Here is a 15,258-nt window from a genome sequence, read left to right as displayed (position 1 = left end):
GGCCTTGGACGCGTGCGCCAATTGTCTGGAAAGGGAAAGTTGTGGCGCTGTTGCCTGAAGCTGCTGCGGTATCGGCCAACGTTCGGGAAAGGTCCCGCGCGGGAACTTTGCCCCATGTCGATGCGCCGGAACTGCGGCTGTTCGTCATGGGGCTATTCTTCATTTTTGGGGGCATCACCTCGCTCAACGACGTGATCATCCCGAAATTGAAGGAGCTGTTCACCCTTAACTATACTCAGGCGATGCTGGTGCAATTCTGCTTTTTCACCGCCTATCTGGTGATCGGCATTCCGGGCGCAAAGCTGGTCAAGAAGATCGGCTATATGCGCGGCGCAGTGGCGGGGCTGCTGACGATGATGGTCGGCTGCCTCCTCTTCATCCCGGCGTCGCAATATGCAGTTTATGGTCTGTTTCTGTTCGCGCTGTTCGTCCTCGCGAGCGGCGTGGTGATCGTCCAGGTCGTCGCCAATCCGCTGATTTCGCTGCTTGGAAAGCCGGAGACGGCGCATAGCCGCCTGACCTTTGCGCAGGCTTTCAATTCGCTGGGAACGACGATCTTCCCGATCGCGGGTTCGGTGCTGATCCTTGGCAGCCTTGCGACGATGAAAGCGGAGGATTTGTCGGGCGCGCAGCTCGATGCCTATCGCACAGCCGAAAGTCAGGCGATCGTCCACGGCTATCTTGGTATCGCGGTGGCGCTGCTCGTGGTTGCGGGCGCCGTATGGATATTCCGCAATCGACTGCAGGGCGAAAAGCATGAAGCCAGTGCGGGGCTCGCCGGCCTTGATTTGCTGAAGCGTCCGCGCTTCGGCTTCGGTGCCCTATGTATTTTCCTCTATGTCGGGGCGGAAGTGTCGATCGGGTCTCTGATCGTCAGCTATCTGATGCAGCCGGGTGTGTTGGCGCTTCCCGAGCAGGCGGCGGGCAAGCTGATCGGTCTTTACTGGGGCGGGGCGATGATCGGCCGCTTCATCGGTTCAGGCCTGATGCGCGTCATCAGCCCCGGGAAGTTGCTCGCCTTCGTCGCGGTGGGCGCTATCGCGCTGATCCTGATTTCGACCAACACGACGGGTCTGGTTTCGGGCTACAGCCTGCTCGCGATTGGCCTGATGAACGCGATCATGTTCCCGACGATCTTCAGCCTCGCATCCGAAAGGCTCGGTAGCCGCGCGGCGGACGGGTCGGGGATCATCAATGTCGCGATCTTTGGCGGCGCGGTGGTGCCGCTCGCGACGGGTGCACTGGCCGATCTGACCGGCAGTCTGGCACTGGCGCTGACGCTGCCCGCGCTTTGCTATGCGGTCATCGCGGCGTTCGGCATCTATGCGCGGCGACCTGCCGTCTAGAGTAGAGGATCTCGCCGTGATAAGAAGCGATCGCCAATGATGAAGAAGGAACGCGAGATCGCGACGGGCCAGGCGCTGGGTATCGGCGAGCATCGGCTCGCCGGCATGGTCCGTATCGAAGGCGGGGCTTTCTCGATGGGCTCCGATAGTTTCTATCCGGAAGAAGCGCCGGTTCGCCGCGTGCGGGTGGGCGACTTCTGGATCGATGCTACACCCGTCACCAATCGGCAGTTCGCCGCTTTTGTGATGGCAACCGGCTATCGCACGGAGGCCGAGACGGCGCCCGATCCGCGCGACTACCCGGGCATGGACGCTGCGCTGGCCATCCCTGGTTCGCTGGTTTTCGAACGCACGGCCGGACTGGTCGATCTCGAGGATTTTACCAATTGGTGGCATTTTCGGGCCGGTGCCGATTGGCGTCATCCAACGGGCCCGGACAGCGCGATCGACGAACTGGAAGATCATCCGGTGATTCATGTCACCTATGCCGATGCGCTGGCCTATGCCGAATGGGCGGGAAAATCGCTGCCGACCGAGGCCGAATGGGAATGTGCCGCCCGCGGCGGCCACGACGACGGACGCCCTTATGCCTGGGGTATGGAGCTTGCTCCCGGCGGCGCGATGATGGCCAATTACTGGCAAGGCCTGTTTCCCTTCTCGAACTTGCTGACCGACGGGTGGGAGCGCACGTCCCCCGTGCGAAGCTATGCTCCCAACGGTTTCGGTCTTTACGATATGATCGGCAATGTCTGGGAGTGGACCGCCGACTGGTATGCGCTGCCCAGGGCGGCTGCCAAGGCGACGCCGGGCGCATGTTGCACCGTCGACAATCCGCGCGGCGGTCGCAAGCATGAGAGCCGCGATCCCTGTATGCCGGACAGCAAAACCGGGAGGAAGGTGCTGAAGGGTGGTTCGCATCTTTGTGCGGAAAATTATTGCCAGCGCTATCGTCCGGCTGCGCGCCATCCGCAGACGATCGACACATCGACCAGCCATATCGGCTTTCGATGCATCATCAGATCCTGATCGGTCCACTGCACTTTGAGGCTAAATGACGCCCCGCTTCCAGCTCGCGGCAAAAAGACGAAGGATAAGGGCCTATGAAAATGACAAACTTGTCCATGCTTGTTCGATATATTTCAGGATATCGGGGTTGCGATAGACCATCGGACTATCGAGACCCCTTGCACGTCGGGTATGAAATGGAGCACCATTATCGCACTTGAACGCGGCCCTCTGCACGCCAAGGCTCTTCCGCCTTTCGCCTCGCTGCGGGCCTTTGAAGCGGTCGGCAGATCCGGAGGCATTCGCAAGGCCGCAGCCAGCCTGGGCCTCGATCATGCCGTCGTCAGCCGACACATCAAGATGATCGAAGACTGGTTTGGCGTGCCCTTGTTCCAGCGTACAGGAGGGCGCCTCTATCTGACGGAAGCCGGGCAAGATTATCATGGACGCGTTTCTGCGGCATTGATGGAACTGGCGTCGGCAACGCACGAATTGCAGCAGACGCGCCGCGATGGCCCGCTTCAGCTCTGGTGTGTTCCGGGGTTCGCAGCGCAGTGGCTCACGCATCGCGTCGCCGAGTTCGAGGACATATTTCCGAGCGATCGCGTCGAAGTGCGGCCGACGGACGCGACGGCCGACCTGCTGATGCTCGAGGCCGACATGGACATACGTTTCTATGGCGATGGCTGGCCGCCTCGGCCTGGCGGCAAAGGGCTCCGGTTCGTCGAACTGGCGCGACCGCCGATCATGGCGGTAGCAAGCCCCAAATTCGTGGCAGGGCTGAACAAGATCGAGAGTGCTGCGGATCTGGCCGCCTTGCCCCTCCTTCACGAGGAACATGACCGGCAATGGGCATCGTGGCTGCGATTGAACGGTGTGCCAATGGACGGACCGATCGCCGGTCCCTTGCTGTGGCATGCGCATCTCGCGATCGCGGCGGCGCGGGCGGGGCGCGGGATCGCATTGGCCAGCAATTATCTCGTCGAGCAAGACCTGGCCGACGGCACTTTGGTTGAGCTGAAATTCCCTGGAAATCGGCGCGCGGTGATCGGCAGCTATATGCTCGTGACGCGTGAGGACCGATGGGATTATCCCGTCGTCAGACGGTTCCGGCGATTCCTGCAGGCAAAGGTGAGGGAACGGGGCTGAAGTTGCCCTTACGACGCCTTATACATGAACTCGCCCGGCCCGCCGGTTCCCCGACCCTCGATCTCGTCCCGAGTGACGCTGTAAGGCGCATCCGCGAGCAACACGACGTCCCGACACTTGCCGGGCGCCATTAACGGACGGGCGACGCTCACACCGATTTGGCTGAAGCAAAGCGGCTGTCGGACGCCGCATGGGAGGAGGCGTCCAATCCCCCAAGGGGTCAACGCTGCCGGTCTCGATCTGCGGTACGGCAATTGGCTTCTCCGCAACGCGTCCGTCATGCGCGGCCGCGATGAAACTCGAAGGGCGCGAGCGCCACCCCGGCGCCTCGGAGCAATTCCCGAATGCGCGACGCGCACGGTTTCTCGCGTCGTGACGACCAGTTCGGTGCCTGCACGGCACCGTTTGCAACATGGAAGGCGACTTGTCGTGCCAGCCCGGGCTGCGCAAGCATTGCCCCACTCGAAAAAAAGGGGGCAGCATGTTTTTGAAGAAGCCAATCGACCGAAAAGACCGGAGCAATTGCCGTATGCTCGCATCGCTGCTTCTCGCGGGGAGCGCGTTGGCGGCGCCGCCGGTCGCGGCGCAAAGCGCTGGCACCGCCGAGGCCGAACCGGCGCCTGTAGACGGGACGATCGTGGTCACGGGCTCGCTGATCGCGCGGCCGGATCTCAAGGTCGCGAGCCCCGTCCAGATCATCGGACAGGAGGAAATCCAGCTCAAACAGGTGAACAGTGCCGAGGAATTGCTTCGTGACCTGCCTTCGGTGCGGCCGAGCCTGGGCTCGGCGGTCAACAATCTGGGTGACGGCTCATCGCGCGTCGATCTGCGTGGGCTTGGCAGCAATCGCACGCTCGTCCTCCTCGATGGCCGTCGCGTCGTGCCGTTCAACTTCGACGGGGTGGTGGACCTCAACAGCATTCCCCTCGCGCTGATCGATCGCGTCGATGTCATGACCGGCGGCGCATCATCTGCCTATGGCGCCGATGCGGTAGCGGGCGTCGTCAACTTCATCACCAAGCAGAATTTTTCGGGCCTCGATCTATCCGCCAACTACCGGATTGCCGAAAGAGGGGACGCCGCGCAATATCGCGCAGATCTCGTTGTGGGGACCAACTTCGCGGACGACCGCGGCAATATCGTGCTGGGCCTCGGCTACCAAAAACGCGATGCCCTAGAGATGACAAAACGCGAGGTCGGAGCTTTTCCCCTCAGCGTCGTGACAGGTCAATATTTCGGCGCGTTCGCCTCGGTGCCGACGATCCTCAGTTTCCCGACCAATGCCATGCTGGGCTTGGGTGCCAGCAATGTGGGAAGTGTCTATGATCCGTCCCTCGGCGCCTTCCGCGCCGGTACAGTCGGTGACACCTATAACTTTCACAAAGACACCTATTTTCAGACGCCGCTCGAGCGCTATAATGCCTATGCGGCGGGACATTATGCCTTGGCGGATGGCATCGAAGTCTATGCTTCGGCAATGTTCTCCCGGGTCGAGACGCGGATTCAGCTGGCGCCGGGTGGACTGTTCGGCCCTGCACTTCAACTTCCGCTCAATAATCCCTATCTGACCGAAACGGCCCGCGGCCAGCTTTGCAATGCATATGGCATCTCGACAACGAGCTGTGCCGCCGCCGCCGCGGCACCGGGCGGCATCGGCAGCCCCGGCTATCGCGAAGTAACGATATTACCGAACCGCCGCCTCGTCGAAACCGGCAAGCGGGCGCAACAGATCGACACGACACAATATCAGATACTGGCAGGGATACGCGGCGACGTCACAGAATCGCTGAAGTTCGATGTGTCGGCCCAATATGGCGAAACCAATCAGGATCAATTGCTCGATAACTGGGGTTCGTTCAGCCGGGTCCAGCAGGGGCTGCGCGCCTTTCGCAACGCATCGAATGTGGCGACCTGTGCGGACGCGGCGAACGGTTGCGTCCCGCTCAATCTCTTCGGCCCTGAAGGAAGCATCACCAGCGATCAGGCCGCTTTCATCAATCTCGATTCGCTCAATCGCCGTCTCGTGTCGCAGGCGGTTGTCGCGGGCCGGCTCACAGGTGATCTGTTCGGCCTGGCGAGTCCGTTCGCCGCAACGCCGGTCAGCTTCGCGATCGGCGCCGAATATCGCAAGCTCACCTCGTCACGCGACACCGATGCTCCTAGCCAGATCGCAGGCGAGATACTCGGTGTAGGAGGGCAAATAACCCCCGATCGCGGCCAATATAGCGCCAAGGAGATATTCGGCGAATTCAATATTCCGCTGATCGAAGACAAGCCCTTCTTTCACAGCCTGACGGCCGAGGCGGGCATTCGCTATTCCGATTATACGAGCACGGGAGCGAGCACGACTTGGAAGGCCGGCGGGACCTGGGAGCCCCATGAAGGATTCAAGTTGCGTGGCATGTATCAGGTCGCGGTCCGTTCGCCCAACATCAGCGAACTGTTCCAGTCGCGGGTTCATTCTCTCGGCAGTCTCGCCGTAGATCCCTGCCAGACGAGCCGGCTCCCTTCGGCGGCATCCAATCCCGGACTTGCGGCACTGTGCGTCTACACCGGCGCGCCCGCGAGCACGATCGGAGCTATCCCGGCTCCGCCCACCAACCAGATCAGTGTCACGACGTCGGGAAATCGGGACCTGGACGTGGAGCGGGCAAATACGCTCACTCTCGGCGCGGTGTTGACGCCCCGTTTTTTGCCGCGGTTCGCACTGACCATCGATTATTTCCGCGTCAAAGTGAAGGATGCGATTACGCAGCCGGCGGCAGGGGATGTTCTCAATGGCTGTTATTCGACCACGCTCAACCCGTCGCAGACGGCCAACATCTATTGTGACCTGATTGACCGAAACCCCGTCACGGGCGGTCTGTTCGATCTGAGCGGCGCCTCCGACGGGGTCGTCCTGACCTACTCCAACCTCGGCCGGATCGAAACAGCGGGTGTCGACTTTGGCCTGAGCTACAGGCTGCCTCTGCAGGATCTCGGCCTTGGCGGCGAGGCCGGAACCTTGGGAGTTTCGATCAATGGAACCTGGCTCGATTATTATCACTTCCAGGCAAATGGCAATTCCATAAACCGCGATTGTACGGGTTATTACAGCGTCAACTGCGCCAACCCGCGTCCCGAATGGAAGTGGGTTTCCAGGCTGACCTATTCCAACGGTCCCTTCACCGGATCGCTGTTGTGGACTCATCTGAGTTCGGTCAGGCTTGAGCCTTTCCGCGCGTCAGCAAAGCAACCGCTTTCCGCCCCGCAGCCCGGTGGTCCCGATCCGGACACGGTCTTCGACGGATTCGAAAAGATCGGCGCCTATGATTATTTCGACCTTTCACTCGCCTTCGAGGCGAGCGAGCGCGCAACCCTGACGCTGACGGTGGACAATCTGTTCGACAAGAAACCGCCATTGGTCAGCAATGGTGTCGGCGGCACAGCCTTCAACAGCGGCAACACATTTCCAACCGTCTATGATGTGCTCGGGCGCGTCTATGCGATTGGCGCCCGCCTGAAATTCTGACGCCTCATCTGCAGGCTCAGCCCGTCGATTGCACGGGGGCCGGCGGCGGATGTCCGCCGTCGGCTCCGTCGCTTCGACCGGAGCGAGGGGCCCGCCAAAGCAATTTATTGAAAGGACTGTCGATGCGTTTTGGAAGTCTGACGCTTGCCGCTGCCTTTGCAGCGAGTCCCGCGCTCGCCGCGCCCGATTACGCGCCAGCCGTGAGCGCGGACTATAAGGCGTCGCTGGGAGCGATTTTCGAGACATTCCACCGCAATCCCGAACTCTCGTTCAGGGAGACGCGCACCGCGGCAAAAATGGCAGCCGAGCTTAGAAAGACGGGCGCGGTTGTCACCGAAGGCGTGGGCGGCACGGGGGTCGTGGGCGTAATGAAGAATGGAGACGGGCCGGTGGTTCTCGTGCGCGCCGATATGGACGGCCTTCCGGTCGAGGAGAGATCGGGCCTCCTCTATGCCTCGAAGGCCCGGCAAGTGGGGGCAGACGGTATCGAGGCACCGGTGATGCATGCATGCGGGCACGACGTCCATATAACCTCGATGATCGGCACGGCGCGCCGCTTGGCGGCGATGAAGGATCGCTGGAAGGGCACCGTCGTCTTCGTCGTCCAGCCCGCCGAGGAGCGTAATGGTGGTGCGAAGGCGATGCTGGAGGACGGGCTTTACACGCGCTTTCCCAAGCCTGACTTTGCGCTCGCATTCCATGTCACCTCGATGATGCCGGTGGGCATGGTCACTGCGGCCGAAGGAATCTCGTCGTCGTCGTCGGACAATGTCGACGTGACCGTCCATGGCATCGGCGCGCATGGCGCGGCGCCGCAGATGAGCAAGGATCCCGTCTATATCGCTTCGCAAATCGTCGTCGCGCTGCAATCAATCACCAGCCGGGAGATATCGCCCTTCGCACCTGCGGTTATCACCGTCGGCGCTTTTCATTCAGGTTCGAAACATAACATCATCTCCGACCGTGCCGATCTTCAGCTTACCGTGCGCGCCAACGACGAGAAGACCCGGTCGGGTCTGCTCGCTGCGATCGAGCGTGTCGCGCGGGGTGTCGCGCGCACCCACGGCGTATCCGAGGATAAGATGCCCGAGGTCAAGGTCTCCGAGGGCACGCCGACGACTGTCAACGACCCTGTGCTGGCAAAGCGGCTCAACGGCGTGATGGCCCATGCGCTTGGTCCGGCGGCGGTCGTGCCCTTTCAGCAAACGACGATGAGTGCCGAGGATTTTGCCTATTTCGTTCAGCCCGAACTCGGTGTGCCCGGTTACTATTTCAACGTCGGCGGCACGCCGCTGGCCACGTTCGCGGCTGCCAGATCGGGCGGCGCGCCGATTCCCTCCCATCATTCGCCGCTATTCAAGATCGATCCCGAGCCGTCGGTGACGACGGGCACGATCGCAATGGTCGCTGCGGTGCTCGATCTGCTCAAGTCCGGGCCGCCGGTGGCGGCCGGGCAGTGAAGACCGAAGCGCGGCGCGACGCGTTGGCCTATGTTGGCGCTATGCCGATGACTGATGTTGCCGGCACCGGGGCCTTTTATCGTATGGGTTGAAGGTCCGGGGGCCCCACTTGGTTGCGGGGGAAGACCCCATCAGGACCGGAATGACCATGATGCCGCCGCGTGCGGGATTCGACGACGGCCGTTTTTCGACGAATTGAGATGACGCTTCATGCCAGCGCTCGACCCAATGGAGGGAGCGCTCTCGATGCGATGCCGCTGCCAATGATACCCAGGAATCGTCGCGCTGCCGCATGGGCGAGGCGCGCATTATTTTGAAGACAGTGGGCAAGGGAAAGGCGACGTCGCCCGAAAACCGGTGCTGAGGGACAATATCTGGAAGGCGCCTGTGCAGGTGCAATCGGGCGCCGGGTAACGCCCAATTGCCGATATCAACCTGGAACCGCCCGGAGGCCGCTACCTGCGCCATCTGCAGACAGAGCGCAGGAAGCGCCGGGCTGAGGGGACGCCCTGGGTTGGGCGCCGGTCAGGGTGCCTTGTACACCGACCGGCCACCCGTATAGGTTTCCATTATCCTGATATCCTTGATCTTGTCCTGAGCCACGCTGTGCGGATCGTCCGCGAGCAACACGAAGTCCGCCAGCTTGCCGGGTGTAATCGACCCCTTGATTCGTTCCTCCGACGACGCATGGGCGCCGTTGATTGTGTAAATGCGGATGGCCTCGGCAACGCTGATGCGCTGGTTCGCTCCCCAGACCTTGCCGTCCCACCCGGTTCGCGTCACCATCCCCTGAATCCCCATCAAGGGCGAAAAGGGACCTGGGAAGAAATCGGAGCCGGCGACAACGGGAATTCCGGCATCGAGGAAGCTGCGATACGCCATGCACTGGCTCAGCATGTCTTCGCCATAAAAGCCGAATTTATCCGAGTTATAATAGAGGTAGGTCGTAAACGGCGCCGGGATCGCACCCGTCGCCTTGATCCGCCGTACCAGATCGGCATTGATATAGGTGCAATGGGTGATTTTCGGTCGAATCGAACTCCTTGGCCTCGCCGCCTGCGCCCGCTCGAAGGCGGTCAGCGCCATGCCGATCGCGACATCGCCATTGGCATGGATATTGGGCTGCACGCCCGCTGCGTACATCTTCTCGACCCAGAGATTCAGCGCGTCCTGTGACTCGGTCACATTCCCCTGATAGGGCGGATTCGATCCCGGATAGGGCTTGCTGAGCGCCATCGTCCGCTCGGAAAAGGATCCGTCGAGCTGATGCTCGTAGGTCGCGCCGATCCGCAACCATTCGTCGCCGAAACCCGTCTCGATCTGCCCCTTGATCAAGGGTTCGATCATCGTGCCGTCCATCTCATAATTGACGCGGTGGAGCAATTCGCCCGAACGGCGCAGCGAGTGCAGCGCGGCAAGGTCGCCGCCCGAATGATGCACGCTCGTCAGTCCGTGACGGACGAACTGCTGCGACATGAAGGCGGCGCCCTTCAGCGCGCGCGTCGAGCGATCCGGCCCGGTCATGAAATCGTAGATTTTGGTGCGGCCAAAAGCCGCCATCGCATTGTCCGTCACGCGGCCGTTCAGATCGCCCTTTGCGTCGCGATCGAAAGAGCCACCCGAAGGCGCCCTGCTATCCCGGGTTATGCCGGCAAGCTCCAGGGCCTTGCTGTTGACGTAGATGCTATGTCCACCGCGATGCATGACGAAGACCGGATGCTCGGTCGACACCGCATCAAGGTCCGCGCGCGTGATTCCACGGCCGTCACGAACCTTGGTGTCGTCATAGAAGAATCCGCGCACCCATTCCCCCGCGGGCGTTTTCGCGGCGCGCTCGCGTAGCTTGTCCTGGATCGCGGCGATCGTCACGAACTCGACGGCATAGGGATCGCCAACCAGCGTTTCGTAAAGCAGGATTTCGCCAATGGGGTGCAGATGGCAGTCGATGAAGCCGGGCAGCAATGTCGCCCCGCCGGCATCGACAATCTTGGTGCTCTTGCCGGCGAGCGCGCGCATCTGGGCGACGGTGCCGACGCCGAAGATACGGTCGCCCTTGATCGCGAGGGCCTGGGCACGGGGCAGGGCGGGATCGACAGTGTGGATATTGGCATTGATCAGCACCAGTTCGGGCGGGCCCATGTCGATCGCGCCGGCGCGGCCTGCGAAGCTGCTTCCCACCAGCGCCACCGCTCCTGTCTGGAGAAAGCGCCTGCGTCCTGTTGTTCGTTGCATCACTGTCTGTTCCCCTTCATGGCATTGATCTGCTTCAGTCGAGCGTTGGAATGACGAAACTGTTTCCAGCCGGTGCACCGCGGGTCTTGCCCGGCCAACGCTGCGTCACGACCTTTGTCCGGGTGAAAAAGCGGACGCCCTCCATTCCATATTGATTATGGTCTCCGAATCCCGACCGCTTCCAGCCTCCAAAGCTGTGATAAGCGACCGGGACCGGGATCGGTAGATTGATACCGACCATGCCAACCTCGACATCCGCAGCATAGTCTCGCGCGGTGCCGCCGTCGCGCGTGAAGAGCGCGACGCCGTTGCCATATTGGTGGCGCGACGCGAGCCCGATGGCCTCTTCCGCGCTTTCGGCGCGAACGATCTGGAGGACGGGGCCGAAGATTTCCTCCTGATAACTCTTCATCGCGGGCGTCACATGGTCGAGCAGCGTCGGGCCGAGAAAAAAGCCCGCTTCATATCCCTGAAGCGAAAGGCCACGGCCATCGACCACGAGTTCGCTCCCCTCGGTGACCGCCATTTCAATATATTGTTCGACACGCTCGCGGTGCGCTGAGGTGACGACGGGCCCATAATCGGCGTCCGGATCGGTCGAGATGCCGACTTTGAGCTTGTCGATCGCATCGACCAGCCGCTCGCGTACGGCCTCGGCGGTGGCTCTGCCTACCGGGACGATGACGGGCAGCGCCATGCAGCGCTCGCCGGCGGAGCCATAGGCCGCGCCGACGATGTCGGCTATGGTCTGGTCGAGGTCGGCATCCGGCATGACGATGCCGTGGTTCTTCGCACCGCCCATTGCCTGCACGCGCTTCCCGGCTGCCGTGCCGCGCGAGTAGATCGCCTGCGCAACGTCCGACGATCCGACGAAACTGACCGCTTTGATCGCGGGATGATCCAGAATCGCCTCGACGATCTCCTTGCCGCCATTGATCACATTGAAGACGCCGTCCGGCAATCCGGCTTCGGTCAGCAGTTCGGCGATCCGCATCGGGACCGAAGGCGTGCGTTCGGAAGGCTTGAGGATGAAGGCATTACCGGTCGCCAGCGCGGGGCCCAGCATCCACATCGGGATCATCGCCGGGAAGTTGAATGGGGTGATGCCGGCCACCACGCCCAGCGGCTGCCGTATCGACCACACGTCTATCCCCGGCCCGGCGCCAAAGCTGTAGTCGCCCTTCAGCAGCTGCGGAACGCCGCAGCAGAATTCGATCACCTCAAGGCCCCGCTGAATATCGCCATCGGCATCGGCAAGAACCTTGCCATGTTCGGAAGACAGCAGCCTGCCCAATTCGGCCCGATCGCGTTCGATCAATTCCTTGAAACGGAACATGACGCGCGCCCGGCGCTGGGGATTCATATTGGCCCAGCCGATCTGCGCGATCTGCGCGGCCGCGATGGCGTGCTCCAGATCCTCGACGCTGGCAAGCGAGACCCGTGCCTGCACATTGCCGCTATTGGGATCGAACACGTCGGCGAATGACCCGGCCGTATCGGTGCTTCCAACATGGGCACCATTGATGAAATGCTCGACGATTTTCACGATGGACGCTCGCTTTCAGAAATCGGGGTGGAAGGGTCGGCGACGCTGCGCCGGGCGTTCACGGCCAGATAGGCCAGGCCGACGACCGCGATGGTGAACAGACTTGTATAAAGCTGGATGGCGAGACCGGGGGTAATCGCCATCGCGACGATCACGCCGATCATGGCAAGGATGGCGAAGAGGCTGCCCCATGGATGGAACCACATGCGCAGTTTCAGCTTTTCGGGCGCGTCGCGCTCGAACCGCGCGCGCAGGCGCAGCTGCGCGACGGCCACCATCAGGTAGAGCGCGATCATGATGACGCCCGACGCATTGACGAGAAAGCTGAAGACGACAGCCGGCGAAAGCACCGATGCGGCGAGCGCGCCATAGCTGAACAGGCTGCCCAGCAGGATCGCCCGGGTCGGGACGCCGCGGGCATTGATCCGCGCCAGTGCGGCCGGCGCTTCACGGTGCGCCGCAAGCGAAAAGACGACGCGCGACGTAACATAAAGGCCCGAGTTCAGGCAGGATAGCACCGCGATGAGAACGACCAGATTCGCGATCGTTTCAGCATGGGGGATGCCGACGACCGCCATTGCGCTGGCGAAAGGCGAATAGCCGGGCTCGATGCTGTCCCACGGCACCACCGACACGATCAGGATGATCGAGAGGATATAGAATATCAGGATGCGCAGCGCCACGCTCGCGCCCATCCGTGCGATCGTCCGTTCGCCGGCATTGGACTCGGCCGCTGCAATGGTAGCGATTTCGGCGCCGGTCAGCGAGAAGATGACGCTCGTCACGCCGGCAATTACCGCGCCCCAGCCATGGGGGGCAAAGCCGCCATGATCGACGAGGTTGCCGAATGTCGAACCGGACGGCGCACCGAAGCCCATGGCATAGCTGGCGGTGACCACAATGAAGACCAGAATCGCGATGACCTTCAGCGTCGAGAACCAGAATTCGAATTCGCCATAGGCCCTGGCGGACATCAGGTTGACGCCCGTCAGCGCCGCCATCAGCACGACGCCGATTTCCCATATGGCAAAGCCCGGCAGCCACTGGTTGATGATCGCCGCGCCTGCGACCGCCTCGATCGCCACGACCACCACCCAGAAATACCAGTAGAGCCATCCCGACATGAAGCCGGCCCAGTTGCCCAGCTCCAGCCGGGCGAAATCGGCAAAAGACTGCCGTCCGGGCACCGCCATCGCCATCTCGCTTATCATCCGCATCACCAGCAACACGATCAGCCCCGCCAGCAGATAGCTGACGACGACGGCCGGCCCGGCTGTGGCAATCGCGGTGCTGCTGCCGACAAACAGCCCTGCGCCAATAATGCCGCCGATCGCGATCATCGCGACGTGACGCGCTGAGAGACTGCGCGCGAGAGCCGGCTCCTGAGTGCTATGCTGCGCGGCCTGATCTTCGAGAGCCCCAACCGCTTTGACGGCGGCAGGCTCGATCATGCCACGGCCTCGAGCGCCGCGCGTATCGTGCTGACTGTCTCGTCGATTTGCGCGTCGGTGACGGTGAGCGGGGGCGAAAGTGCAATGATGTCACCGGTCACGCGAACCAGCACGCCATCGTCAAAGCAGCGATGAAAGGCTTCCATCGCGCGAATGCCGGGCTCTCCCGGGCGCGGTGCCAGTTCGATGCCCGCCACGAGGCCGAGAGTACGGATATCGGTGACATGCGGCGCGTCGCGAAGCGCGTGGATGGCATTTTCGAAACGGGGCGATATCGTGGCCGCGCGCTCGAAGAGCGCCTCCTCGGCATAAACCTCCAACGTGGCGAGGGCGGCCGCTGCGGCGAGCGGGTGGCCCGAATAGGTATAGCCGTGCATAAACTCTATGCCGCGTCCCGAAGCGGCGCCGATTACGGCGTCGTGCACCTTGCGTGAGGCGATCACCGCGCCCATCGGAACCGTGCCGCTCGTCAGTCCCTTCGCGGTGGTGATGATGTCTGGCACGACCCCGAAATATTCAGCCGCCGTCGCGGCGCCCAGCCGCCCGAAGCCGGTAATGACCTCATCGAAGATCAACAGGATTCCGTGCCGCTCCGTGATCTCCCGCACTTGTTGCAGATATCCGCGTGGCGGCACCAATACGCCCGTCGATCCGGCGAGCGGCTCGACAATGAGCGCGGCAATCGTTTCGGCCCCATGCAGGGCGATGATTTGCTCAAGCTCTTGTGCCAGGTCCGGCTGTTCGGGTGGCAGGCCGCGCGTAAAGGCCGCGCTGGCGCGGTATGTGTGCGAGAGATGGTCGACGCCCCAAACCTGGGACGCGAAGCCCGACCGGTTGCCGCCGATTCCGCCCACCGACATGCCGCCGAAATTGGTGCCGTGATAGCCGCGTTGCCGGCCGATGAGCCGATAGCGCCCGGTCTGGCCGACGGCCCGCTGATAGGCGAGCGCGATCTTGAGCGCCGTGTCGGCGGACTCCGACCCGGAATTGGTGAAGAATATCCGGTCGAGGCCGGGCGGCATGATGCGCGCGACTGCATCTGCGCACCGAAAAGCTATCGGATGCCCGAGCTGGAAAGTTGGCGCGAAATCGAGCGTCCCCGCTTCCGCGCGGATCGCATCGACGATCCGGGGATGGCAATGGCCGGCGTTGACGCACCAGAGACCGGCCGTGCTGTCGAGAATGGCCCGGCCTTCGGGGGTGTAATAATACATGCCCGCCGCGCGCGACAGCAAACGCGGCTGACGCTTGAAGGCGCGATTGTCGGTAAAGGGCATCCAGAATGCCGACAGATCGATATCGCTGCCGCTCGAATCAACGGCACGTTCCGCCTTTTCCATATGATAATTCCCCGAAGTAACCTTTCACGATCAACGGCCCATCGCCGGTTCCCAATCGTGCTCCCTGTTCCTCGGCCAAGGACGCGCCGAGAGGAAGTTGCGAAGGGCCATCCAAATGGTGACTAGCGGGCACCGAATCCCCCCGGGCATTGTTCCTTTCCAGAATCTGTTGATGGCGAGCCTGCGACCACAGACGCCAGCATGCGCCGTCCGGAGCT

At 62.2% G+C, this 15,258-nt stretch carries 9 protein-coding genes; 5 read left to right on the top strand and 4 right to left on the bottom strand.

Annotated features, from left to right (window positions below; all coding sequences use genetic code 11):
* Nucleotides 1-41: 41 nt before the first annotated feature.
* The 5 genes from ASD73_RS02470 to ASD73_RS02450 all read left to right on the top strand — a co-directional run bounded on the left by ASD73_RS02470 (nt 42) and on the right by ASD73_RS02450 (nt 8,471).
* Nucleotides 42-1,346: a sugar MFS transporter gene (locus ASD73_RS02470; protein ID WP_056369427.1), complete on the top strand. Its 1,305-nt coding sequence runs from the start codon at nt 42-44 to the stop codon at nt 1,344-1,346.
* A 105-nt stretch (nt 1,347-1,451) separates the two neighbouring features.
* Nucleotides 1,452-2,372 carry a formylglycine-generating enzyme family protein gene (locus ASD73_RS02465; protein WP_056370409.1) on the top strand — a complete coding sequence of 307 codons (921 nt, stop codon included), beginning with the start codon at nt 1,452-1,454 and terminating at the stop codon, nt 2,370-2,372.
* Nucleotides 2,373-2,543: 171 nt separating this feature from the next.
* On the top strand, nt 2,544-3,500 hold the full coding sequence (locus ASD73_RS02460) for a LysR substrate-binding domain-containing protein (RefSeq protein WP_056369429.1): 957 nt from the start codon (nt 2,544-2,546) through the stop codon (nt 3,498-3,500).
* A 481-nt stretch (nt 3,501-3,981) separates the two neighbouring features.
* A complete protein-coding gene (locus ASD73_RS02455) occupies nt 3,982-7,011 on the top strand; it encodes a TonB-dependent receptor plug domain-containing protein (protein ID WP_056369431.1) in 3,030 nt (1,009 codons plus the stop codon).
* Between the two features lie 122 nt (nt 7,012-7,133).
* Nucleotides 7,134-8,471 carry an amidohydrolase gene (locus tag ASD73_RS02450; protein ID WP_056369433.1) on the top strand — a complete coding sequence of 446 codons (1,338 nt, stop codon included), beginning with the start codon at nt 7,134-7,136 and terminating at the stop codon, nt 8,469-8,471.
* A 525-nt stretch (nt 8,472-8,996) separates the two neighbouring features.
* On the opposite strand, the gene ASD73_RS02445 is transcribed toward ASD73_RS02450, so the two are convergent.
* From ASD73_RS02445 to ASD73_RS02430, 4 genes are all read right to left on the bottom strand, one after another.
* The gene (locus tag ASD73_RS02445) at nt 8,997-10,649 is read right to left on the bottom strand and encodes an amidohydrolase (RefSeq protein WP_162248127.1); all 1,653 of its coding nucleotides are present in this window, start codon (nt 10,647-10,649) and stop codon (nt 8,997-8,999) included.
* 88 nt (nt 10,650-10,737) lie between these two features.
* A complete protein-coding gene (locus ASD73_RS02440; protein WP_056369436.1) occupies nt 10,738-12,249 on the bottom strand; it encodes a CoA-acylating methylmalonate-semialdehyde dehydrogenase in 1,512 nt (503 codons plus the stop codon).
* Nucleotides 12,246-13,700: an amino acid permease gene (locus ASD73_RS02435; RefSeq protein WP_082521317.1), complete on the bottom strand. Its 1,455-nt coding sequence runs from the start codon at nt 13,698-13,700 to the stop codon at nt 12,246-12,248. The genes ASD73_RS02440 and ASD73_RS02435 overlap by 4 nt, the downstream gene beginning before the upstream one ends.
* Nucleotides 13,697-15,040 (bottom strand): aminotransferase class III-fold pyridoxal phosphate-dependent enzyme, encoded by a 1,344-nt coding sequence (locus ASD73_RS02430; RefSeq protein WP_056369438.1) that lies wholly within the window; start codon nt 15,038-15,040, stop codon nt 13,697-13,699. The genes ASD73_RS02435 and ASD73_RS02430 overlap by 4 nt, the downstream gene beginning before the upstream one ends.
* Between the last annotated feature and the right edge of the window lie 218 nt (nt 15,041-15,258).

The sequence above is a fragment of the Sphingopyxis sp. Root154 genome, assembly GCF_001427105.1.
Lineage (GTDB): Bacteria > Pseudomonadota > Alphaproteobacteria > Sphingomonadales > Sphingomonadaceae > Sphingopyxis.
The sequence above is the reverse complement of the archived record's forward strand: the minus strand, read 5'-3'. Positions and strand labels throughout refer to the sequence as shown.

Bases quoted from the DNA above. Each gene is read 5' to 3' on its own strand.
- ASD73_RS02465 (WP_056370409.1), top strand. From the start codon at position 1,452: ATGGTCCGTATCGAAGGCGGGGCTTTCTCGATGGGCTCCGATAGTTTC.
- ASD73_RS02460 (WP_056369429.1), top strand. From the start codon at position 2,544: ATGAAATGGAGCACCATTATCGCACTTGAACGCGGCCCTCTGCACGCC.
- ASD73_RS02455 (WP_056369431.1), top strand. From the start codon at position 3,982: ATGTTTTTGAAGAAGCCAATCGACCGAAAAGACCGGAGCAATTGCCGT.
- ASD73_RS02450 (WP_056369433.1), top strand. From the start codon at position 7,134: ATGCGTTTTGGAAGTCTGACGCTTGCCGCTGCCTTTGCAGCGAGTCCC.
- ASD73_RS02435 (WP_082521317.1), bottom strand. From the start codon at position 13,700: ATGATCGAGCCTGCCGCCGTCAAAGCGGTTGGGGCTCTCGAAGATCAG.
- ASD73_RS02430 (WP_056369438.1), bottom strand. From the start codon at position 15,040: ATGGAAAAGGCGGAACGTGCCGTTGATTCGAGCGGCAGCGATATCGAT.